The organism is Sphingomonas sp. CFBP 8765 (assembly GCF_014841445.1).
GTDB classification, from domain to species: Bacteria; Pseudomonadota; Alphaproteobacteria; order Sphingomonadales; family Sphingomonadaceae; genus Sphingomonas; species Sphingomonas aerolata.
The window spans coordinates 255,437-273,922 of record NZ_JACYTY010000002.1 but is presented as its reverse complement, the minus strand read 5'-3'; the positions used below and the strand labels follow the sequence as shown (position 1 = coordinate 273,922).

Below are 18,486 nucleotides of genomic sequence, written 5' to 3'. Positions count from 1 at the left end.
CCGAGGATCTATCGATGTCGTATATCCGCCAGTGCCCCGCCCTGACGACGGGCGCCAAGACCATGGGCGCCCTGTTGATGGGAGCCGTGATAGCGCTTCCCGTTGCCACCGTGATCGCCCCGCGTGTCGCACACGCGCAGAACCAGTCGGAAGGCTATAAATTCCTGAACGCGGTGCGCGAGTCGAAGAACAACGAGGTCCTCGAAATGCTCGGACGTCCGGGCAGCAGCATCGTCAATGCGCGCGACGTCTCGACAGGCGAGGGCGCGCTGCACATCGTCATCAAACGCGCCGATGAGACCTATCTTCGGTTCCTGCTGCAAAAGGGCGCCGACGCCAATCTGCGCGACGGCAAGGGCAACACGCCGCTGCTGCTCGCGGTGACGCTCGGCCAGACCGACATGATCCCGATCCTGGCCGCCGCCGGCGCCAATCCGAATCTTGCCAATTCGGCAGGGGAAACGCCGTTGATCCGCGCCGTTCAGCGCCGCGACATTGCCATGATCCGCGTGCTGCTCACCGAAAACGCCGATCCGGATCAGGCGGATATCATCGCCGGCATGTCGGCGCGCGATTATGCCAAGCAGGATGGTCGCAACGTCGTGGTGACCAAGCTGCTGGCCGATGCGCCAAAGAAGACCCGCAAGGCGGTCGCGGGGCCGAAATTCTGACGATCACGTCGCCGGGCGGCTGATCCTGCCGCCAATCGGGAGGGTCAGCCGCCAGCCGGATCAGAAGGCGAGACCGGCGGCGTCGGGATCGACCTGTGCGATCAGGCGGCGTGCGGCGCGTCTGGCGAAGGCCAGCGTGCAGCGCTTGCGGACATGCGCGGGCAGGGGGGTCGTATGCGCCTCGCGGACGATCGCGGCGTCATAGCGGTCAGCGACGATGATCCCGGTACGTTCGGGCAGAAACGCCGCCCCCTGCAGCGGCCGCATGTCGAACCCGGCCGGCACCGCCCAGAAATAGCGATCGCAATGCCCGAGATATTCGGGCCATTTGCCATCCCCGACCAGATCCGCGCGCGACACCTTGATCTCGACGACGACGATCTGCCCGCGGGCATCGATCGCCATCAGATCGGCGCGACGCCCCCCGTCGAGGGGAACCTCCGCCATCGCGGTCAGGTCGTGGCGCAACAACATCCGGATCACGCCGCGTGCCACGTCGGCGGCACATAGGGGCGATCCGGGTTCGTCGATGCAGGAGTCCGGGGGGTTGTCGAGCATGCGCCAGAAATAGAACAATCCGCGAACGACGCAAGCGCGTTCACGGACTGTTTATAGCGTTGGCGATGCAGGTGGGATGCTGATCATGAACCGGACCTTGTCCGGATCGGCTGTCGATCAGCGATAGAAGACGTGGTTGCCGATCGAAGCGACCTTGATAACGCGGCCTGCTGGGCGGCGATCGGCGGTGTTGAAATACAGCGCCTTCTCGGCCGGGCTGTTCCACGCATCGGCCAGTGCGACCTTCGCGACGGCGATGGCGGTGCGGTACGACGTGCCCTTGTTGATCGCGGGGATCTGGCCGCCGCGAACAAAGCTGAACTGGCCGCGCTGCTTGACGACGTCGCAGACGTCGGCGGGGAAACGACCCGACTTGGCGCGGTTGATGATGACTTCGGCGACGGCGAGCTGGCCGGTGAGGGGCTCGCCCTTGGATTCAAAATAGATGGCGCCGGCAAGGCACTGGAGCGCTTCGTCGGCGGCGGCGCTATCCTGCGCGGCAACGGCCTGGGCGAGCGTTTCGAATTCTTCGTCTTCGATCTCGGCCGACGTCTGGACGGCGGTCGGTGCAGCGGGCTCGACGGCGGTGACGGGCGTCACGGCGGGAACGGTCTGCGGAACATTCTGAGAGGAGAGGGCGTTTATATTTGCGAGTGCGGTAAGGCTGGCGGTCGAGCGATCGACGCCGGTCGCCTGGCTGGGCGCGCTGTTGCCGAACAGGCCGGCGAGAGAGAAGGTCATGACCGCAATCGTTGCGGCCCGCTGCAAAATCGTCATTCAAACTTATTCAGATGCGGTTGGACCACGGAACCAATCGTACGAGCCGATCGTCCAGGCATCCCCCCGACTGCGTAACTGATCCGGATCGCACCCGTCCCAGCACAACGCCAATCAATGTTGAATATCCCCTCTATCGGGGGGACTTTGGAGTCAATCGGCCAGGATCGTTTCAGCGGCGAACCGTTCCGCCGCTGCGACATCCACCTCGATCACCCAGAGATCCGGGTCGCGCGACCGCCGTCGACGCCAATAGCCGTCGAGGTCTTCGGACGGAGTCGAGTCGATCAGCGCCGTTCGCCCGTCGGCGCCGATCCCGCGCTCGAGCAGGCGGGGCAGGGCGCCCCGATCGATGGCGACCACTAGGATTGCGCCGCTTTGCGCGTCCCCTTTGGCGAGCACCGCGCCAAAACCGCCCGCGTCGTTGACCCGTCGCAGCAGCGCACTGACGAGGACGCCGCTGGGAAGACGGCCGCTCATCGCAGGACGATCACGGCAGCGGGCGCGGCGAGACGCGGTATCCGGGAAGCCCGGCCAGGGCGATCCGCGAGCGCATGAATGTACCCGTACCTCGCGCCGCCTCCTCCCCCTCGGCGTCGATCAGCCGGGCATCGGCGACGAACACGCGGCGCTTCCCGCTGATCCAGCGGCCTTCGGCGATGACCGGCCCCGCCTTTAACGGGCGGGTCAGCAGCAGGTTGAACGCGGTCGTCAGGAGAAAGCGATCGGTGACGAGACTGTTGGCGGCATAGAAGGCGGCATCGTCGAGCATCTTGAAATAGCTCGTCCCGTGCGCGGCACCGCCGGCGTGATAATGACGTTCGTCGATCGTGAACCGGATCCGCGCAACGCCGGCCTCCGGTATCTCGAGCGTCGATTCGAAGAAGCGGTTGATCGGCGCACAGGCGTAGAGCGATTCCAGCGCACGAAAATGTGCCTCGGCGCCGGCGGAGGCCAGTTCAGGCGGCATCGCGGACCGCATCGGCGGTGAACAGCGCATAGAGCGCATCGGTCGAACCCGCACCGCGCAGCTTGTCCAGGAACAGCTTGTCGCGCAGCCGGCGCGATATCCGCGCCAGTGCCTTCAGATGAACCGCGCCGGCATCGGTCGGCGACAACAGCATGAAGACGAGATCGACGGGCAGATCGTCGACGGCCTGAAAATCGATCGGCTGCGCCAGTCGCGCGAACACAGCCGTAACCTGCGTCAGTCCGTCGAGTTTGGCATGGGGAATCGCGACACCACCGCCAAATCCCGTCGAACCCAGCTTTTCGCGGGCAATCAGACGGTCCGCGATAGTTTTTGCGTCGCCTTCGACAATGTCGGCAGCAAGCGTGGCGACATGGTGAAGCACGGCCTTTTTGTTTGCCGCGACCATGCCGGTCAGGACCGCGTCCGGACGCAGCATATCACTGAAGTCATTCATGCTGTTCATGTCTCAAAGCGCCCCCGCACGCCCCGCCTTAACGGTTTGCACGGGGGCGTAAAGCGCAGCGTCACAACAGCTGTTGCGGCTCGCGCGCTCTATTATGGTGCGGCGGATGCGGAGCGTTGCGGTTCGACCCAGCCGATCGTGCCGTCACCGCGGCGATAAACCATGTTATGCGCGCCAGTACCCGCATTCATGAACAATAGTGCGGCTGTATTGCGAAGATCCAGCATCATCACCGCGTCGGATACGCTGGCCTCGGGGATGTCGACGCGCGTCTCGGCAATGATCAGGGGCGCATCGGGGGCATCGTCCTCGGTGACCTGCTCCTGAAACAGCGTATAGCTTGCATTGTCATAGCCGTTGCTTTCCGCGATCGCCACGGCTTCACCGGCATGGCGATCCTTCAGGCGGCGCATATAGCGGCGAAGCTGGGTTTCGATCTTGGCCGCGGCGCTGTCGAACGCGGCACGGGCGTCATAGGCATCGGCATGGCCCTTGAGCACCAGCCCCTTCATGACATGCGCGACGATATCGCATTTGAAGCCGGCATCATGCGGCCCCTTGCCGAACGTGACCTCGGCGGAAATGGCGCGCGAGAAATACTTGTCGGCGATACCCTGGAGTCGGTCTTCCACATGGCTGTTGAGCGCATCGCCAGTGGCGACCTGATGACCAGAAATCCGGATATCCATTATCGTCTCCTTCTCATCGGACGGTCCTATTGGCTCCGTCCGCCCGGCGTCATCCGGACGCCACGGCCCCCCAAATCGGATCCTTGATCCCCTTCATAAACGCGGCATGGGCCGCAAGGTCTCCCTCGCTGACCGTGAAAACACGCGGTTGCCGAACGACACGAGGCGCCGGTGCGACGACCGGAGTCGCGGCGGTGACGGTTCGCTCGCTGAGCAGGCCGAGACCGATCTGGCGACCACCCAACAGCTCGACATAGACCTGCGCCAGAAGCTGCGCGTCGAGCAGCGCGCCGTGGAGAACGCGGTGACTCCGATCGATCCCGAACCGCGAACACAGCGCATCAAGCGAATGCTTCGCGCCCGGATGACGGCTGCGGGCGATCTGCAGCGTATCGATCATCCGGTTCAGGTGAATGATCGGCCGTCCGCATTTGACGAGTTCGCCGTTGAGAAACGAGAAATCGAAGCTCGCATTATGGGCGATCATCGGCGCATCGCCGACGAAATCGAGCAGGTCCGCCACGCCGTCGCCGAACCGCGGCTTGTCGGCGAGAAACGCCTGGCTCAGCCCGTGGACGTTGAACGCCTCGACCGGCATGTCCCGTTCGGGATGGTAATAGGCGTGGAAAGTGCGCCCGGTCTCGACCCGGTTGACCATCTCGACACAGCCGATCTCGACCATGCGATCGCCACCGGAAAAGCTGAGGCCGGTGGTTTCGGTATCGAAGACGATCTCACGCATCCGGCTGTTATCGGCGCTCACGTCCCGTCACGCAAGCGATCACCGCACGAACCTGCGCGCGGGTTTCGTCGAAGCTCGTGTCGGTGCGAATGACATGATCGGCACGCGCGCGTTTCTCGGAATCGGGTGTCTGGCGGGCGAGGATCGCGGCGAAACGCTCGACGGTCATGCCGGGGCGGGCGAGCACGCGGGCCCGCTGGACCTCGGCGGCGGCGGTCACGACGACGATACAGTCGACTCGCGCGTCACCACCGGTTTCGAACAACAGCGGCACGTCGAACACGACGAGTGCGCCGGCATGAGAATCGAGAAACGCCTGACGCTCCTCACCGACCGCGGGATGCACGATCGCCTCGAGACGGCGGATCGCATCGTCGTCGCCGAACACCGCCGCCCCCAGGCGTGTACGGTCGACCGCGCCGTCCTGGACGGTGCCGGGAAACGCGGCGCCGATCGGTGCGACGAGTCGGCCGCCGACACTCTGCAGCTGGTGGACCGTCGCATCGGCGTCGAAGACGGGGACGCCTTCCTCCGCGAACATCGCGGCGACGGCGGATTTGCCCATGCCGATCGACCCGGTAAGCCCGATGATCATGCGGTGAGCAGCGCGCGCAAGGCCTCGTCGCGGTCCCGCGGGGGTTCCACGTGGAACAAAATCTCAAACGCGACCGCCGCCTGACCTATCAGCATCTCGAGCCCGTCGACGGTTTCGAGATCGCGCGCGCGGGCGGCCTTGAGCAGTCCGGTCTCGAGCGGCGCGTAGACGATGTCATACACGAGCGAGTCGGGATCGAGCGCGCCGAGATCGAGGTCGAGGGGCGGCTGGCCGGCCATGCCGAGGATGCTCGCATTGACCAGCAGCCGCGACGGCGGGACCGCCGGACCGATCGGCAGCGCCTGTCCCTTGAGCCCGAATGTCGACAGCAACGCCGCCGCCTTCAAAGGATTGCGGTTGAGGATCGTCACCGGACCGACGCCCATGCGCGACAGGGCGAAGAGGATCGCCCGCGCCGCGCCGCCTGCACCGATCACCGTGACGGGCTGGCCGGCGATATCGAGATCATCGATCGGCGCCCAGAACCCCGCGGCATCGGTATTTGTACCGATGCAGTCGCCGGCGGAGTTGCGGAAGACGGTATTGACCGCGCCGATCGACCCCCGGACGTCGCCGGGGTCGCACACGTGGTCGAGCGCCGCCAGCTTGTGCGGCATCGTGATATTGCAGCCCCGCCATGCGGGATCGCTCTTCCGCTCGGCGAAATAGGCCGGAAGCTCTTCCGCGGTGACGTGCTGGTGCCGGTACTCGGCGTCGATCCCGAGCGCGTCGAGCCAGAAGCCGTGGATCAGCGGCGATTTCGATTGAGCGATCGGATCGCCGATCACTTCGGCATAGGGGCGAGGGGTCATTCAGAGCTCCATAAGATCCCGGGCTGGCTGGCCGGCGTTCGACGCCGCCCACCGCGCATCGATCGCGTGTAATCGATACCGCCGGGATTGCCAGACGAACGCCGATGCCCGTCAGCGGCCCACGCGCTAGGCGGGGAGTGCACCGCGGGTCCGGAGAAAATCGAGCACGTTAAGCAGCGGCATGCCGAGAACGGTGAACTGGCTGCCGTCGATCTTCGTGAAGAGCTGCGCGCCCGGACCCTCGATCCGATAACAGCCGACACACCCCGCGATCGCAGGCCACTCGGCATCGAGATAGGTTTCGATAAACGCGTCGGACAGCGGCCGGACATGCATCCGCGCGCGTTCGACATGGCGCCACACCGGTCGGCCATTCTCCGCGATGACCGCCGCGCTCCACAGGTCATGATGCGTGCCCGACATCCGTCGCAGATGCGCGGCCGCGTCATCGCGATCGACCGGTTTGTCGAGGATCGTGCCATCCTCCAGCGCGACGAGCGAGTCGCTGCCAAGGACGAAATGCCCCGGCATCCGCGTCGAGACCTTCGTTGCCTTGAGCTCGGCAAGCGCGTCGGCCAGATCGCGCGGCGAGAGCGTGACCAGGGCCGCCTTCGCCGCATCCTCGTCGACACCCGCAAAGGTCGCATCGAACGCGACGCCCGCCGCAGTGAGCATCGCGCGACGCGACGCACTCTGCGACGCGAGAATCAGGAAGCTCATGCCTCGGGCCGGCGCTGGTTGCACAGCGCGATGATCGCCGCCGCGGTTTCCTCGATCGACCGCCGTGTCACGTCGATCACCGGCCAGCCATTGTCCGCGAACATCCGCCGCGCAAAGGCGAGTTCGCGCATCACGGCCTCTTCCTCGACATAGGAGGTGTCCGGTGCCTGATGCAGCGACAGCAGCCGGTTGCGGCGCACCTGGATCAGCCGGTCGGCGCTGGTCGTCAGCCCGACGATCAGCGGCTTTCGCAAGGCGTAGAGGATCTTCGGCGGCGGGCTTTCGACGACGATCGGGATGTTCGCGGTCTTGTAGCCGCGGTTGGCAAGATAGATCGAGGTCGGCGTCTTCGACGAGCGCGAGACGCCGGCGAGGACGATATCGGCCTCCTCCCATTCTTCCCACGCGATCCCGTCGTCATGTGCGATCGTCCACTGGATCGCGTCGACACGCGCGAAATAGGCGGCGTCGAGGACGTGTTGACGACCCGGCCGCGCCTTGGCCTGCTGACCCAGCAGTCCCGACAGTGCATCGTTGACCGGATCGAGCGGCGCGACCGCGGGCAGCCCGAGTGCGAGGCAGCGTTGTTCGAGGATCCGCCGCGTCGCGGGGTTCACCAGGGTGAAGATCACGAGCCCGGGATTCTGTGCGACCTCCTGAAGGATGCGCTCGAGATGCGCCTCGGTACGGACCATCGGCCAGAAATGGCGGACGGTCTCGACATCGTCATATTGCGCGAGCGCCGCCTTGGCGATGTTCTCCAGCGTCTCGCCCGTCGAGTCCGACAGCAGGTGAAGATGGAGCCGTATCATAGGTCGCGTAGCCCTGCCGCGGGGGGGCATCGGGATGAATCTGTGGATAACATGCGAATAAGGGCTAGCGTAACTCATGCCTCCCGCCAAGCGGGCCGGTTCCTGTGGATAAGTCACCTTTTATCCACAGGGCCGCGCACAGGCCGAAAAGTTATCCACAGGGTGTGGGTTGCGGGAACGGTTGAATCGAATCAGCGCGTTTGTACGGGTGTGCAGAGGTCAAGCTGTTGGCATTTCCGGGATCACCGCATAAGTCCCGTGATCAACCGCCCAACCACTGCAACAACCTCTTTCTTGAATCTTCTTATAGTAGAAGAAGGGTGCTCCGCTGACCGATCCGACCCCCAATGTGCCGACCTTCAAGCCGCTTCTGGCGACGTTGCACGGCGACCGTCAGGCGACCCCGCCGCTGTGGCTGATGCGCCAGGCCGGGCGCTATCTTCCCGAATATCGCGCGCTCAGAGCGGAAAAGGGCGGGTTCCTCGCGCTCGCGACCGATCCCGAGGCCGCCGCCGAGGTGACGCTGCAGCCGATCCGCCGGTTCGGCTTCGACGGCTCGATCCTGTTCTCGGACATCCTGATGATTCCCTGGGCGCTGGGGCAGGATCTGAGCTTCGGGGTGGGCGAGGGGCCGCGGCTCGAACCCGCGCTGGTCGATCATGCGCTCGATCGCCTGCAGTCGGTGCCGGAGCGGCTGGAGCCGGTCTACGAGACCGTCGCACGGGTCGCCGAGGCCTTGCCGCCCGAGACGACGTTCCTGGGCTTTGCGGGGTCTCCCTGGACGGTTGCGACCTATATGGTGGCAGGCAAGGGCAGCAAGGATCAGGGCGAGACGCGGCGTTTCGCCTATCGCGATCCGGCAGCCTTCGGCGCGATCATCGATGCGATCGCCGACAACACCGTCGAGTATCTCGTCCGCCAGATCGAGGCGGGGGTGGATGCGGTTCAGCTGTTCGACAGCTGGTCGGGATCGCTATCGCCCGCGCAGTTCGAACGCTGGGTGATCGCGCCAACCGCGCGGATTATCGACGAACTCCATGCGCGCTGCCCCGGCGTGCCGGTGATCGGCTTTCCGAAGGGGGCAGGGGGCAAGCTTCCCGCCTATGCGCGCGAGACGGGTGCCGATGCGATCGGGCTTGACGAGACGGTCGATCCGGTCTGGGCGCACGCGTCGCTGCCCGCCGACCTGCCGGTGCAGGGCAATCTCGATCCGCTCGCGCTGATCGCGGGCGGTGCGGACCTCGATGCGGCGATCGACCGGATTCTCGGGGCGTTCGGTGATCGTCCGCACGTCTTCAATCTGGGGCATGGTATCCTGCCCGACACGCCGATCGCGCATGTCGAGCAACTGATCGCCCGCGTCAGGAGCACGACATGAGCGGTTTTCTCGGGGCGGCCTATGACTGGGTGAAGGCCGCGCACCTGATCTTCGTGATCTTCTGGATGGCGGGGCTGTTCATGCTACCGCGCTATCTCGTCTATCATCAGGAGGCGCTGGCCGCGGGCAATGCAGCCGAGGCGGCGAGTTGGATCGAGCGCGAGGGCAAGATCCGGAAGATCATCCTGACGCCGGCGATGATCGTCGTCTGGGTGCTGGGGCTCGCGCTTGCGCTGAATCTGGGACTGGCGGATGGCGCGCCGGGGCTGGGGTGGCTGCATCTCAAGCTGCTGCTGGTGTTCCTGCTGACGGGCTATCATGGCTGGACGGTCGGCTATGCGAAGAAGCTCGCGGCGGGGAAGCCGACGTTGACGGGGAAGCAGTTGCGGATGCTCAACGAGATTCCCGCGCTGGCGGTGACGCTCATCGTCGTGCTGGTGATCGTCAAGCCGTTCTGATTCCCCACGGCATCCTGGACTTGATCCAGGATCCGGGGCGGCGGAAGACACCGTTTGTGGCTCTGGATCCTGGGTCGAGCCCAGGATGACGGTGAGGGCGGTCGCCCCGTCTCTGCTTGACTAACCGTCCCCTCAATTCTACCCCGATTACCAGCACGGCCTCCTGGCGTCCTGCCCGGTCGTGTGGTCCTGCCTGTTCGGCTCGCCCAGTTCCGCTTTCCAGCGCACCCGCAGACCGAACCTGTTCCCGTTGATCGCTATCCGGAAATCCCCATGCATCTCAAAGACCTGAAGAAGAAGAAGCCCGCCGAGCTGGTCCAGCTGGCCGAGGAACTGGGGGTCGAGAGCGCCTCGACGCTGCGCAAGCAGGACCTGTTGTTCGCGATCCTGAAGGTGCAGGCGGACAATGGCGACCAGATCATGGGGCTCGGCACGATCGAAGTGCTGCCTGACGGCTTCGGCTTCCTGCGCTCACCCGAATCCAACTATCTCGCCGGGCCCGACGACATCTACATCTCGCCCAACCAGGTGCGGAAGTTCGGCCTGCGTACCGGTGACACGGTCGAGGGCGAAATCCGCGGGCCGAAGGATGGCGAACGCTATTTCTCGCTGGTGAAGCTCACGGCTGTCAATTTCGACGATCCCGACGTCGTCCGCCATCGCGTCAATTTCGACAATCTCACGCCGCTCTACCCCGAGAGCAAGCTGACGCTCGATCCCGCCGACCCGACCGTCAAGGACAAGTCGGCGCGGGTGATCGACATCGTGTCGCCGCAGGGCAAGGGCCAGCGCACGCTGATCGTTGCCCCGCCGCGTGTCGGCAAGACGGTCATGTTGCAGAACATGGCCAAGGCGATCACCGACAATCACCCCGAGGTGTTCCTGATCGTCCTGCTGATCGACGAGCGCCCCGAGGAAGTCACCGACATGCAGCGCAGCGTGAAGGGCGAGGTCGTCAGCTCGACGTTCGACGAACCCGCGCAGCGCCACGTGCAGGTCGCGGAGATGGTCATCGAAAAGGCCAAGCGCCTGGTCGAGCACAAGAAGGACGTGGTGATCCTGCTCGACTCGATCACGCGTTTGGGTCGTGCCTACAACACCGTCGTGCCGTCGTCGGGCAAGGTCCTGACCGGTGGTGTCGATGCGAACGCGCTGCAGCGTCCGAAGCGCTTCTTCGGTGCCGCGCGCAACATCGAGGAGGGCGGCTCGCTCTCGATCATCGCGACCGCGCTGATCGACACGGGCAGCCGCATGGACGAGGTGATCTTCGAGGAGTTCAAGGGCACCGGCAACTCGGAAATCGTGCTCGATCGCAAGGTCGCGGACAAGCGCATCTTCCCGGCGCTCGACGTCGGCAAGTCGGGTACCCGCAAGGAAGAGCTGCTGGTCGACAAGGCCAAGCTCTCCAAGATGTGGGTCCTGCGTCGCATCCTCATGCAGATGGGCACGATCGACGCGATGGAGTTCCTGCTCGACAAGATGAAGGATTCGAAGACCAACGAGCATTTCTTCGACAGCATGAATCAATAACCGAGGGCGGCCTGCGACAAGCTGGCGCAGGACTCGCTCCGGTTCGGCCGGCGGGGCAGCGCCCCGACCGACGACATGGGCTTCGCCCATGTCCGGCCAAGAAGACCGACCCAAAATGCGGCACGCGAGAGCAATGGCTTTCGTGTGCCGCTTTGCTATGAAACCCATTGAAATCCGCCATCTCCGCACGTCGGTGGTGGCCCGTCACCGGGAGCTGACATCTTGAGTATCATCGCCATGCTGGCCACCGCCGCATCGGGAGTAACCGGACCCGGTTCACCGCTGGAAATCTGGCAGCACATCGTCGCCGACTTCTCCAATCTCGGCGACCCGAAGGCGCTGGCCGCGTTCGGATCGGTCCTGATGATCGACCTCGTCCTCGCGGGCGACAATGCGATCGTCGTCGGCGCGCTCGCCGCGGGGCTTCCTGCTGACCAGCGGAAGAAGGTCATCCTGATCGGCATCGGCGCCGCGCTCGTTCTGCGCATCTTCTTCGCCCTGATCGTGACGTGGCTGATGGGGATCGTCGGGCTGATCTTTGCGGGCGGCCTGCTGCTGCTGTGGGTCAGCTGGAAGTTCTGGCGTGAAATCCGCGAGGGTGCGGAAAACGCCGGCTCCGAGGAAATCGAGGGTGACGAACGCTCGGGGATCAAGTCGTCCAAGGGCTTTGCCAGCGCCGCCTGGGCGGTCGCGGTCGCCGACGTGTCGATGAGCCTCGACAATGTGCTCGCGGTCGCGGGCGCAGCGCGCGAGCATCCGGGGATCCTCGTGATCGGCCTGTTGCTGTCGGTCGCGATGATGGGCCTGGCAGCGAACTTCATCGCGCGGATCATCAACCGCTATCGCTGGATCGCCTATATCGGCCTGGCGGTGATCCTCGTGGTTGCGGTGAAGATGATCTACGAGGGCTGGACCGGTACCGGCGAAACGCTCGGGATCGTCTCGCTGCTCGGCTGATCGGGGCAGCGTCCGGATAAGAAAAGGGCCTCGCCGGGATCGTCCGGCGAGGCCTTTTTTTTGGCGAGGGGGGCGCGTTCGGAGGGATCAGCGGCGGATGATCTTGCCGTTGAACATCCCGGGAATGTCGACCTCGGCACCCTTGGCAAGATAGATCTTCCCGGTCACCATTCCTTAGACGCGCAGCCGGCAATTCAGACCCACGCGGACCTTTCCAGTGACCATCCCGCTAATGTCGGTATCCTCGATGATGTCGAGCGGGCCGGTCATCATGCCCGAAATCGTCTTCACCCCAGATGCTCGGCAAAAAATGCCGCGGTGCGTTCGTCCGCCAGCTTGGCCGACGCATCCGACCGGCGCTCGCCGAACTCGGTCGCGAAGCCGTGATCCTCGCCCGCATAATCGTAGATCGTGACCTTGGGATGATCGTCGAGCCCGGCGTGCATCGCCGCCTGCGCGTCCTTGTCGACGAAATGATCCTCCTCGGGAACGTGGAGCAGCACGGGGTTTGCGATCGCGTGCTTCTCGCCGAGCAGGCCATCGATCCCGACACCGTAATAGCCGACGCTCGCATCGATGTCGGTGCGCGCGGCGGTCATGAAGGCGAGGCGGCCACCGAGGCAATAGCCGACCGCGCCGACCTTTGCGCCGTCACCGAGTTCGCTGCGCGCGGCGCGGATCGTTGCCTCGATATCGGCGATACCCTTGTCCTGGTCGAACTGGCCCATGAGTTCGAGTGCACGCTCGAATTCGGGCTTCACGTCCGGGTCGAGCTCAATCCCCGGCTCCAGCCGCCAGAACAGGTCCGGGGCGATTGCGAGATAGCCGGCCTCGGCGAGCGTGTCGCACTTGCGGCGGATGCCGGCATTCACCCCGAAGATTTCCTGAATCACGACGATTGCGGCCTTGGGCGTGCCGGCGGGGACCGCGCGATAGGCGGTGAAGCTGCCGTCGCCCGCGAGCGTCGGTATGGTGGTGGTGTTGGTCATAGCAATCCTCCTTGCGGCCGTTCGAGATCGAGCAGCCGGGATTTTGTGATCGGGCCTTGGCCTGCGGAATACGCACCAAGCCCGCCCCCGGCTCCGAGAATTCGGTGGCAGGGGACGACGATCGGAAACGGATTGCGCGCACAGGCTTGGCCGATCGCACGCGGGCTCGACCCGATCGCCTGCGCGAGATCGCCATAGCTGGCGGTCCGGCCATAAGGGACCGCAACGATCGCCTGGCGCAGCGCGTCGCCGCGGGGCGTCAGCGATGGCGCGAGCGGAAGGTCGAAGACGGTGAGACGGCGGGCAAAATACGCGTCGAACTGGCGAAGCGCTTCGCGGATCACCGGGTTCATGGTCGCCTCGACGATGCCGTCCCGGTCGATCGCGATCGCGTCGATCCGGTCGGTGCTGCCGGTCACGCGGATCAGCCCGATAGGCGTTGCGATCGAGGCGGCATCCCGCGCATACATTGCCACGCTATGCCGTGCCCCGCCGTGCGGCTCAAGCGCCACCGAAAGGGCCGTCCATGAAGATGAACATCGAAATCGAATGCACGCCCGAAGAGGCCCGCCGCGCGGTCGGGCTGCCCGACCTGACGCCGATCCATGACCGCTATGTCGCGATGATGATCGAGGCGATGCCCGGGCTCGGCGACGGGGCGATGCAGCCTGAGATGATCGAGACGATGATGCGCGGGTGGCAGCCGATGGGCGAGGCGGGGATGGCGTTCTGGAAACGGATGTTCGACGGCGCGACGCAGACCGGCAAGACTGGCGGTTGAGTAACAGAATGACGACGATCTTTGCAGTGTCGAGCGGGCGCCCGCCCGCGGCGATCGCAGTGGTGCGGATATCGGGGCCCCAGGCGTTTGCGGCGGCGGTCGCGCTCGCCGGGCCGCTCCCTGCCGCGCGGCATGCCAGTTTGCGTGGTCTGCGCGATGCGAGCGGGACGATGCTCGATCGCGCATTGGTGATCGTCTTTCCGGGCCCGACCACTGCGACGGGCGAGGATCTGGTCGAGCTCCACTGCCACGGGGGGCGGGCGGTCATCGCTGCAGTCGAACGCACGCTGGCGGCGATGACCGGGTTACGACTGGCCGAGCCGGGCGAATTTACCCGCCGTGCGCTTGGCAACGGATGCATCGACCTGACCCAGGCCGAAGGGCTAGCCGATCTGCTCGAGGCCGAAACCGAGGCGCAGCGTGTTGCTGCGATCACCGCGACCGAGGGGCGGGTGAGCCAGGCGGTACGCGGCTGGATGGACGCGGTCGCGATGCTGTCCGCACGGATCGAGGCGATGCTAGACTTTGCCGACGAGGACGACGTGACCAGCGATGCGGCGGCCTTCGACGCGGTGCTCGCCGATCTCTCAGCGCTGGCGGCTGAGATCGAGACGGTGGTGGCGAGCCCCCCGGTCGAGCGGCTGAAAGACGGCCTTCGCGTCGTGATCGGCGGCCCGCCCAACAGCGGGAAATCGACGTTGCTCAATCTGATGGGGGAGCGCGATGCCGCGATCGTCTCGCCGATCTCTGGGACGACGCGTGATCGCATCGATGTCCCGGTCCTGCGGAACGGGGTCGCCTATGTCCTGACTGATACCGCTGGTCTGATCGATACGCTCGATCCGATCGAGGCGATCGGCGTCGCCCGGGCGGAGACCGCGATGGAGACGGCGGACCTGCTGCTGTGGCTGGCCGACACGGCGCCGCCACGCGAGGATGCGATCTGGGTTCACGCCCGAGCCGATCTGCCGGGGCGGGACGGGGGCGTTCCGCCCGGTCGGGTAATTGCCTTCTCACAAAGCGATCAGGCATCGCTCGACCGGCTCTGGGCCGTGGTCCATGATCGCGCAGCCGCGCTGCTTCCCCGCAATGACGATCTGGCGCTCAAGGCGGATCAGCGCCTACGCTGCGAGCGGGCTGCGGCGACACTGCGTGCGGCGGGCACGGACCCGTTGATCGTTGCGGAGCATCTCCGCGAAGCTCGGACCGGGCTCGCCGCAGTGCTCGGTCTCGATGCGACCGGCGAGATGCTCGATGCACTGTTCGGCCGGTTCTGCATCGGCAAGTGATGTTCCACGTGGAACAACTTTGACGCGATCGTCGCGTCGCTCTACGGCGATGGCATGTTCGATGTAGTGGTGGTTGGCGGTGGCCATGCCGGGACCGAGGCCGCAGCCGCGGCAGCGCGGAGGGGCGCGCGTACTGCGCTGGTGTCGTTCGACGCGCGGCAGATTGGTGCGATGTCATGCAACCCGGCGATAGGCGGGCTTGGCAAAGGCCATATGGTGCGCGAGGTCGATGCCTTTGACGGGCTGATCGGTCGTGCTGCCGATGCCGCAGCGATCCATCACCGGATGCTCAATCGCAGCAAAGGATCCGCGGTCCAGGGGCCGAGGATCCAGGCCGACCGCAGGCTCTATGCAGCGGCGATCCAGGCACAGCTGGCGGCGACGCCGAACCTGTCGATCATCGCCGGCGAGGTCAGCGCGCTGCATCTGGAGGGTGGTCGCGTCGCAGGTGTCGTGCTTGCCGACGGCGCCGTGGTCGCAGCGCGCGCGGTGGTGCTCGCGACTGGGACGTTCCTGGGCGGGCGGATCTTCCGTGGCGATGACCGCGAGGAAGGGGGCCGGATCGGCGAGCGCGCGGCGAAGCCACTGGCGGACCAGCTCCGCGCGCGCGCGCTGCCCATGGCGCGGTTGAAGACTGGGACCCCGCCACGGCTCGACGGGCGGACGATCAACTGGGGCGCGCTTGCCGAGCAGCCCTCCGATCCCGAGCCATGGACGATGTCGCCGATGACCACCGGCCGCATCCTGCCGCAGGTTGCCTGTGCGATCACGCGGACGACGGACGAGACGCATGCGATCATCCGCGCCGCGTTCCACCGGTCGCCGCTGTTCACCGGCGCGATCGAGGCGGCAGGGCCGCGTTATTGTCCATCGATCGAGGACAAGGTCTCGCGCTTCGGTGACCGCGACGGCCATCAGCTGTTTCTCGAACCCGAGGGCCTCGACGACCCGACGATCTATCCGAATGGTCTGTCGACGTCCTTGCCAGTCGAGGTGCAGGCAGCGATGCTCGTGAGCATTCCCGGGCTTGAGCGTGTCGTGATGACGATGCCGGGCTATGCCGTCGAATATGATTATATCGATCCGCGCGCGCTCGATACGCGATTGGCGCTTCCCGCGATCGACGGCGTGTTCTGCGCCGGCCAGCTCAACGGGACCACGGGCTATGAAGAGGCAGCGGGGCAGGGGCTGGTCGCCGGGCTCAATGCGGCGGCGCATGCCTGTGATCTCGCACCGGTGATCCTCGACCGCGCGTCGAGCTATCTCGGCGTGATGATCGACGACCTTGTCCTGCAGGGCGTCACCGAGCCATACCGGATGCTGACCGCGCGTGCCGAGTTCCGGCTGTCGCTTCGCGCGGACAATGCCGAGACACGGCTTGGTGGGATCGCGGAGGCGGCGGGATGCCTCGGCACCGCGCGGCTTGCCCATCAGCGCGCGCGTGGCGAAGACCGGGCCCGGTTCCGATCCGCGCTGCACGGCGAACGCACCGCGACCGAGATCGCGGATCAGGGCGTTGCGGTGGGGCGTGATGGCGCGCGGCGGACGGCGTTCGACTGGTTGCGCTTCGAGGGCGTGAAGCTTGCGCATGTCGCGCCTGATGCAGCGATCGGAATCCCGGCGGCGGTGGTCGACGAGGTCGTCGAGGATGCGCGCTACGCTCCCTATATCGAACGACAGGCGCAGGAGGTCGCGCGGTTGCGGGCGGACGAGGCGATCCTGTTACCCCAGGATCTTGCCTATGATCGGGTCCCGGGTCTGTCGAACGAGATGATCGACCGATTGAGTGCGGCACGACCGCTGTCCTTGGCCGCTGCGGCACGGATCCGGGGCATCACGCCCGCGGCGCTGTCTGCGGTGCTTCTCCATACGAAACGAGTGCCGGCATGACCGAAGACGAAGCACGGACCTGGGTCCTCGAGCGGTTTGGCCCCGTCGCGACCGAGCGGGTTGCGGCGTTCGTCGCGATGGTCGTCGAGGAAGCCGCGCATCAGAATTTGATCGCACCGTCGACGATCCCGACGATCTGGGACCGGCATGTCGTCGACTCGCTTCAACTGGTTGCACTCGCGAGCCCGGAGACAGATGTGATGCGCTGGCTCGACATCGGGACCGGAGGCGGATTTCCCGGCATGGTCGTCGCGCTGGTGCGCGACGGGCCGGTCGATCTTGTCGAACCACGTCGGCGTCGCGCGGACTTTCTCCAGCTCTGCGTCGCCCGGCTGGGGCTTGGCGAGCAGGTCCGGGTGCATCCGACCAAGGTCGAGTCCGTCACTTCAACGGCCCGGATCATTTCGGCGCGCGCGGTCGCCTCGCTCGAAAACCTTTTGCGTGGCGCGGCGCACTGCGCCACAACAGAGACGCGGTGGCTATTGCCTCGGGGGCGTCTCGACGAGGCAGAGATCACCGCGCTTCAGAAGCCTTGGCACTTTATGTTCCACGTGGAACAAAGCGTCACGAACCCGGAGTCGTCTATCGTGGTTCTGGATCGAGTCCGCGCGCGATGATCACCATCGCGGTCGCCAATCAGAAGGGTGGGGTGGGCAAGACCACCAGTGCCATCAATCTCGCGACCGCATTGGCGGCGACGGGAATGCGGGTGCTGCTGGTCGATATCGACCCGCAGGGCAACGCCTCGACCGGCCTTGGCATCGGCCATGCGCAACGCGTCAAATCAAGCTATGACGTCCTCATCGGCGAAGCGACGATCGACCAGGCCGTGGTGCACAGCCGCGTACCCCGGCTCGACGTGATCCCCGCGACGGTCGATCTGTCGGGAGCAGAGATCGAGCTCGTCGAATTCGATGCGCGGACGCATCGGCTCGATCGTGCGATGCAGGACTCGACCGGGCATTGGGATATCGCGCTGATCGATTGTCCGCCTTCGCTCGGGCTGCTGACGATTAATGCGATGGTTGCAGCGGATGCGCTGCTCGTGCCGCTCCAGTGCGAATTCTTCGCGCTCGAGGGCCTGTCGCAGTTGCTCAGCACGGTCGAACGTATCCGTCAGCGGTTCAACCCCGGCCTGTCGATCCTCGGCGTTGCGCTGACAATGTATGATCGCCGCAACCGGCTGACCGATCAGGTCTCGGCGGATGTCCGCGCGGTGCTGGGCAAGGTCGTGTTCGAAACGGTCATCCCGCGCAACGTACGGCTGTCGGAAGCGCCCAGTCACGGACTTCCGGCGCTGATCTACGACCATCGCTGCAGCGGATCGCAGGCGTATATCGCGCTTGCCCGCGAGATGATCGGCCGGCTTCCGGTATCTGCACGAGCAGCCGCGTGAGGGTAT

At 65.4% G+C, this 18,486-nt stretch carries 23 protein-coding genes; 10 read left to right on the top strand and 13 right to left on the bottom strand.

From position 1 onward, the window contains the following. The first annotated feature begins 14 nt into the window (after positions 1 to 14). Positions 15 to 671 carry an ankyrin repeat domain-containing protein gene (locus IFT87_RS05755; protein WP_249403228.1) on the top strand — a complete coding sequence of 219 codons (657 nt, stop codon included), beginning with the start codon at positions 15 to 17 and terminating at the stop codon, positions 669 to 671. Positions 672 to 731: 60 nt separating this feature from the next. Here the strand turns inward: IFT87_RS05755 and IFT87_RS05750 are convergent, their stop codons facing one another. From IFT87_RS05750 to IFT87_RS05700, 11 genes are all read right to left on the bottom strand, one after another. Next, positions 732 to 1,229 (bottom strand): MmcB family DNA repair protein, encoded by a 498-nt coding sequence (locus IFT87_RS05750; protein WP_031440913.1) that lies wholly within the window; start codon positions 1,227 to 1,229, stop codon positions 732 to 734. Between the two features lie 117 nt (positions 1,230 to 1,346). Continuing rightward, entirely contained in the window at positions 1,347 to 1,970 is a 624-nt protein-coding gene (locus IFT87_RS05745) for a cell wall hydrolase (RefSeq protein WP_235188388.1), read from the bottom strand. Positions 1,971 to 2,159: 189 nt separating this feature from the next. Continuing rightward, positions 2,160 to 2,486, bottom strand: a complete 327-nt coding sequence (locus IFT87_RS05740) for a DUF1491 family protein (RefSeq protein ID WP_031440911.1) — start codon at positions 2,484 to 2,486, stop codon at positions 2,160 to 2,162. A 10-nt stretch (positions 2,487 to 2,496) separates the two neighbouring features. Further along, positions 2,497 to 2,976 (bottom strand): PaaI family thioesterase, encoded by a 480-nt coding sequence (locus IFT87_RS05735; RefSeq protein ID WP_031395097.1) that lies wholly within the window; start codon positions 2,974 to 2,976, stop codon positions 2,497 to 2,499. Next, on the bottom strand, positions 2,966 to 3,433 hold the full coding sequence (locus IFT87_RS05730) for a PTS sugar transporter subunit IIA (RefSeq protein WP_107931477.1): 468 nt from the start codon (positions 3,431 to 3,433) through the stop codon (positions 2,966 to 2,968). The genes IFT87_RS05735 and IFT87_RS05730 overlap by 11 nt, the downstream gene beginning before the upstream one ends. Positions 3,434 to 3,534: 101 nt before the next feature. Beyond that, the gene (gene hpf / locus IFT87_RS05725; protein ID WP_031395099.1) at positions 3,535 to 4,131 is read right to left on the bottom strand and encodes a ribosome hibernation-promoting factor, HPF/YfiA family; all 597 of its coding nucleotides are present in this window, start codon (positions 4,129 to 4,131) and stop codon (positions 3,535 to 3,537) included. 49 nt (positions 4,132 to 4,180) lie between these two features. Beyond that, a complete protein-coding gene (gene dnaQ, locus IFT87_RS05720; protein WP_031395100.1) occupies positions 4,181 to 4,873 on the bottom strand; it encodes a DNA polymerase III subunit epsilon in 693 nt (230 codons plus the stop codon). Positions 4,874 to 4,880: 7 nt separating this feature from the next. Next, on the bottom strand, positions 4,881 to 5,468 hold the full coding sequence (coaE, locus tag IFT87_RS05715) for a dephospho-CoA kinase (protein WP_031440909.1): 588 nt from the start codon (positions 5,466 to 5,468) through the stop codon (positions 4,881 to 4,883). Beyond that, complete coding sequence (locus IFT87_RS05710) at positions 5,465 to 6,280, bottom strand: shikimate dehydrogenase family protein (RefSeq protein WP_031440908.1); 816 nt, start codon at positions 6,278 to 6,280, stop codon at positions 5,465 to 5,467. The genes coaE and IFT87_RS05710 overlap by 4 nt, the downstream gene beginning before the upstream one ends. 126 nt (positions 6,281 to 6,406) lie before the next feature. Further along, positions 6,407 to 7,000, bottom strand: coding sequence for a Maf family protein (locus IFT87_RS05705; protein WP_031440907.1), 594 nt, complete (start codon positions 6,998 to 7,000; stop codon positions 6,407 to 6,409). Further along, positions 6,997 to 7,812 carry a pyruvate, water dikinase regulatory protein gene (locus tag IFT87_RS05700; protein WP_031440906.1) on the bottom strand — a complete coding sequence of 272 codons (816 nt, stop codon included), beginning with the start codon at positions 7,810 to 7,812 and terminating at the stop codon, positions 6,997 to 6,999. The genes IFT87_RS05705 and IFT87_RS05700 overlap by 4 nt, the downstream gene beginning before the upstream one ends. Before the next feature lie 349 nt (positions 7,813 to 8,161). On the opposite strand from IFT87_RS05700, the gene hemE reads away from it, so the two are divergent. From hemE to IFT87_RS05680, 4 genes are all read left to right on the top strand, one after another. Beyond that, positions 8,162 to 9,190, top strand: a complete 1,029-nt coding sequence (gene hemE / locus IFT87_RS05695) for a uroporphyrinogen decarboxylase (protein ID WP_051916478.1) — start codon at positions 8,162 to 8,164, stop codon at positions 9,188 to 9,190. Beyond that, positions 9,187 to 9,648: a CopD family protein gene (locus IFT87_RS05690; protein ID WP_031440904.1), complete on the top strand. Its 462-nt coding sequence runs from the start codon at positions 9,187 to 9,189 to the stop codon at positions 9,646 to 9,648. Before hemE ends, IFT87_RS05690 begins: the two co-directional genes overlap by 4 nt. 273 nt (positions 9,649 to 9,921) lie before the next feature. Next, positions 9,922 to 11,178 carry a transcription termination factor Rho gene (rho, locus tag IFT87_RS05685; protein ID WP_192007861.1) on the top strand — a complete coding sequence of 419 codons (1,257 nt, stop codon included), beginning with the start codon at positions 9,922 to 9,924 and terminating at the stop codon, positions 11,176 to 11,178. A 237-nt stretch (positions 11,179 to 11,415) separates the two neighbouring features. Continuing rightward, on the top strand, positions 11,416 to 12,135 hold the full coding sequence (locus tag IFT87_RS05680; RefSeq protein ID WP_037528574.1) for a TerC family protein: 720 nt from the start codon (positions 11,416 to 11,418) through the stop codon (positions 12,133 to 12,135). A 287-nt stretch (positions 12,136 to 12,422) separates the two neighbouring features. Here IFT87_RS05680 and IFT87_RS05675 read toward each other — a convergent pair whose 3' ends face one another. Together IFT87_RS05675 and IFT87_RS05670 are read right to left on the bottom strand one after the other, a co-directional pair. Continuing rightward, on the bottom strand, positions 12,423 to 13,124 hold the full coding sequence (locus IFT87_RS05675) for a dienelactone hydrolase family protein (RefSeq protein ID WP_192007859.1): 702 nt from the start codon (positions 13,122 to 13,124) through the stop codon (positions 12,423 to 12,425). Continuing rightward, a complete protein-coding gene (locus tag IFT87_RS05670) occupies positions 13,121 to 13,594 on the bottom strand; it encodes a methylated-DNA--[protein]-cysteine S-methyltransferase (protein WP_166746577.1) in 474 nt (157 codons plus the stop codon). Before IFT87_RS05670 ends, IFT87_RS05675 begins: the two co-directional genes overlap by 4 nt. A 56-nt stretch (positions 13,595 to 13,650) precedes the next feature. Here IFT87_RS05670 and IFT87_RS05665 point away from each other — a divergent pair, with 56 nt between their 5' ends. Genes IFT87_RS05665 through IFT87_RS05645 form a run of 5 tightly spaced genes read left to right on the top strand, consistent with a single transcriptional unit; the run spans position 13,651 to position 18,480 of the window. After that, entirely contained in the window at positions 13,651 to 13,905 is a 255-nt protein-coding gene (locus tag IFT87_RS05665) for a DUF6489 family protein (RefSeq protein ID WP_031440901.1), read from the top strand. Positions 13,906 to 13,913: 8 nt separating this feature from the next. Continuing rightward, positions 13,914 to 15,194: a tRNA uridine-5-carboxymethylaminomethyl(34) synthesis GTPase MnmE gene (mnmE, locus tag IFT87_RS05660; protein ID WP_192007857.1), complete on the top strand. Its 1,281-nt coding sequence runs from the start codon at positions 13,914 to 13,916 to the stop codon at positions 15,192 to 15,194. A gap of 54 nt (positions 15,195 to 15,248) precedes the next feature. Further along, the gene (mnmG, locus tag IFT87_RS05655) at positions 15,249 to 17,084 is read left to right on the top strand and encodes a tRNA uridine-5-carboxymethylaminomethyl(34) synthesis enzyme MnmG (RefSeq protein WP_192007855.1); all 1,836 of its coding nucleotides are present in this window, start codon (positions 15,249 to 15,251) and stop codon (positions 17,082 to 17,084) included. Further along, complete coding sequence (gene rsmG, locus IFT87_RS05650; RefSeq protein WP_037528578.1) at positions 17,081 to 17,701, top strand: 16S rRNA (guanine(527)-N(7))-methyltransferase RsmG; 621 nt, start codon at positions 17,081 to 17,083, stop codon at positions 17,699 to 17,701. Before mnmG ends, rsmG begins: the two co-directional genes overlap by 4 nt. Continuing rightward, complete coding sequence (locus tag IFT87_RS05645) at positions 17,698 to 18,480, top strand: ParA family protein (protein ID WP_031396158.1); 783 nt, start codon at positions 17,698 to 17,700, stop codon at positions 18,478 to 18,480. Before rsmG ends, IFT87_RS05645 begins: the two co-directional genes overlap by 4 nt. Positions 18,481 to 18,486: the final 6 nt, after the last annotated feature.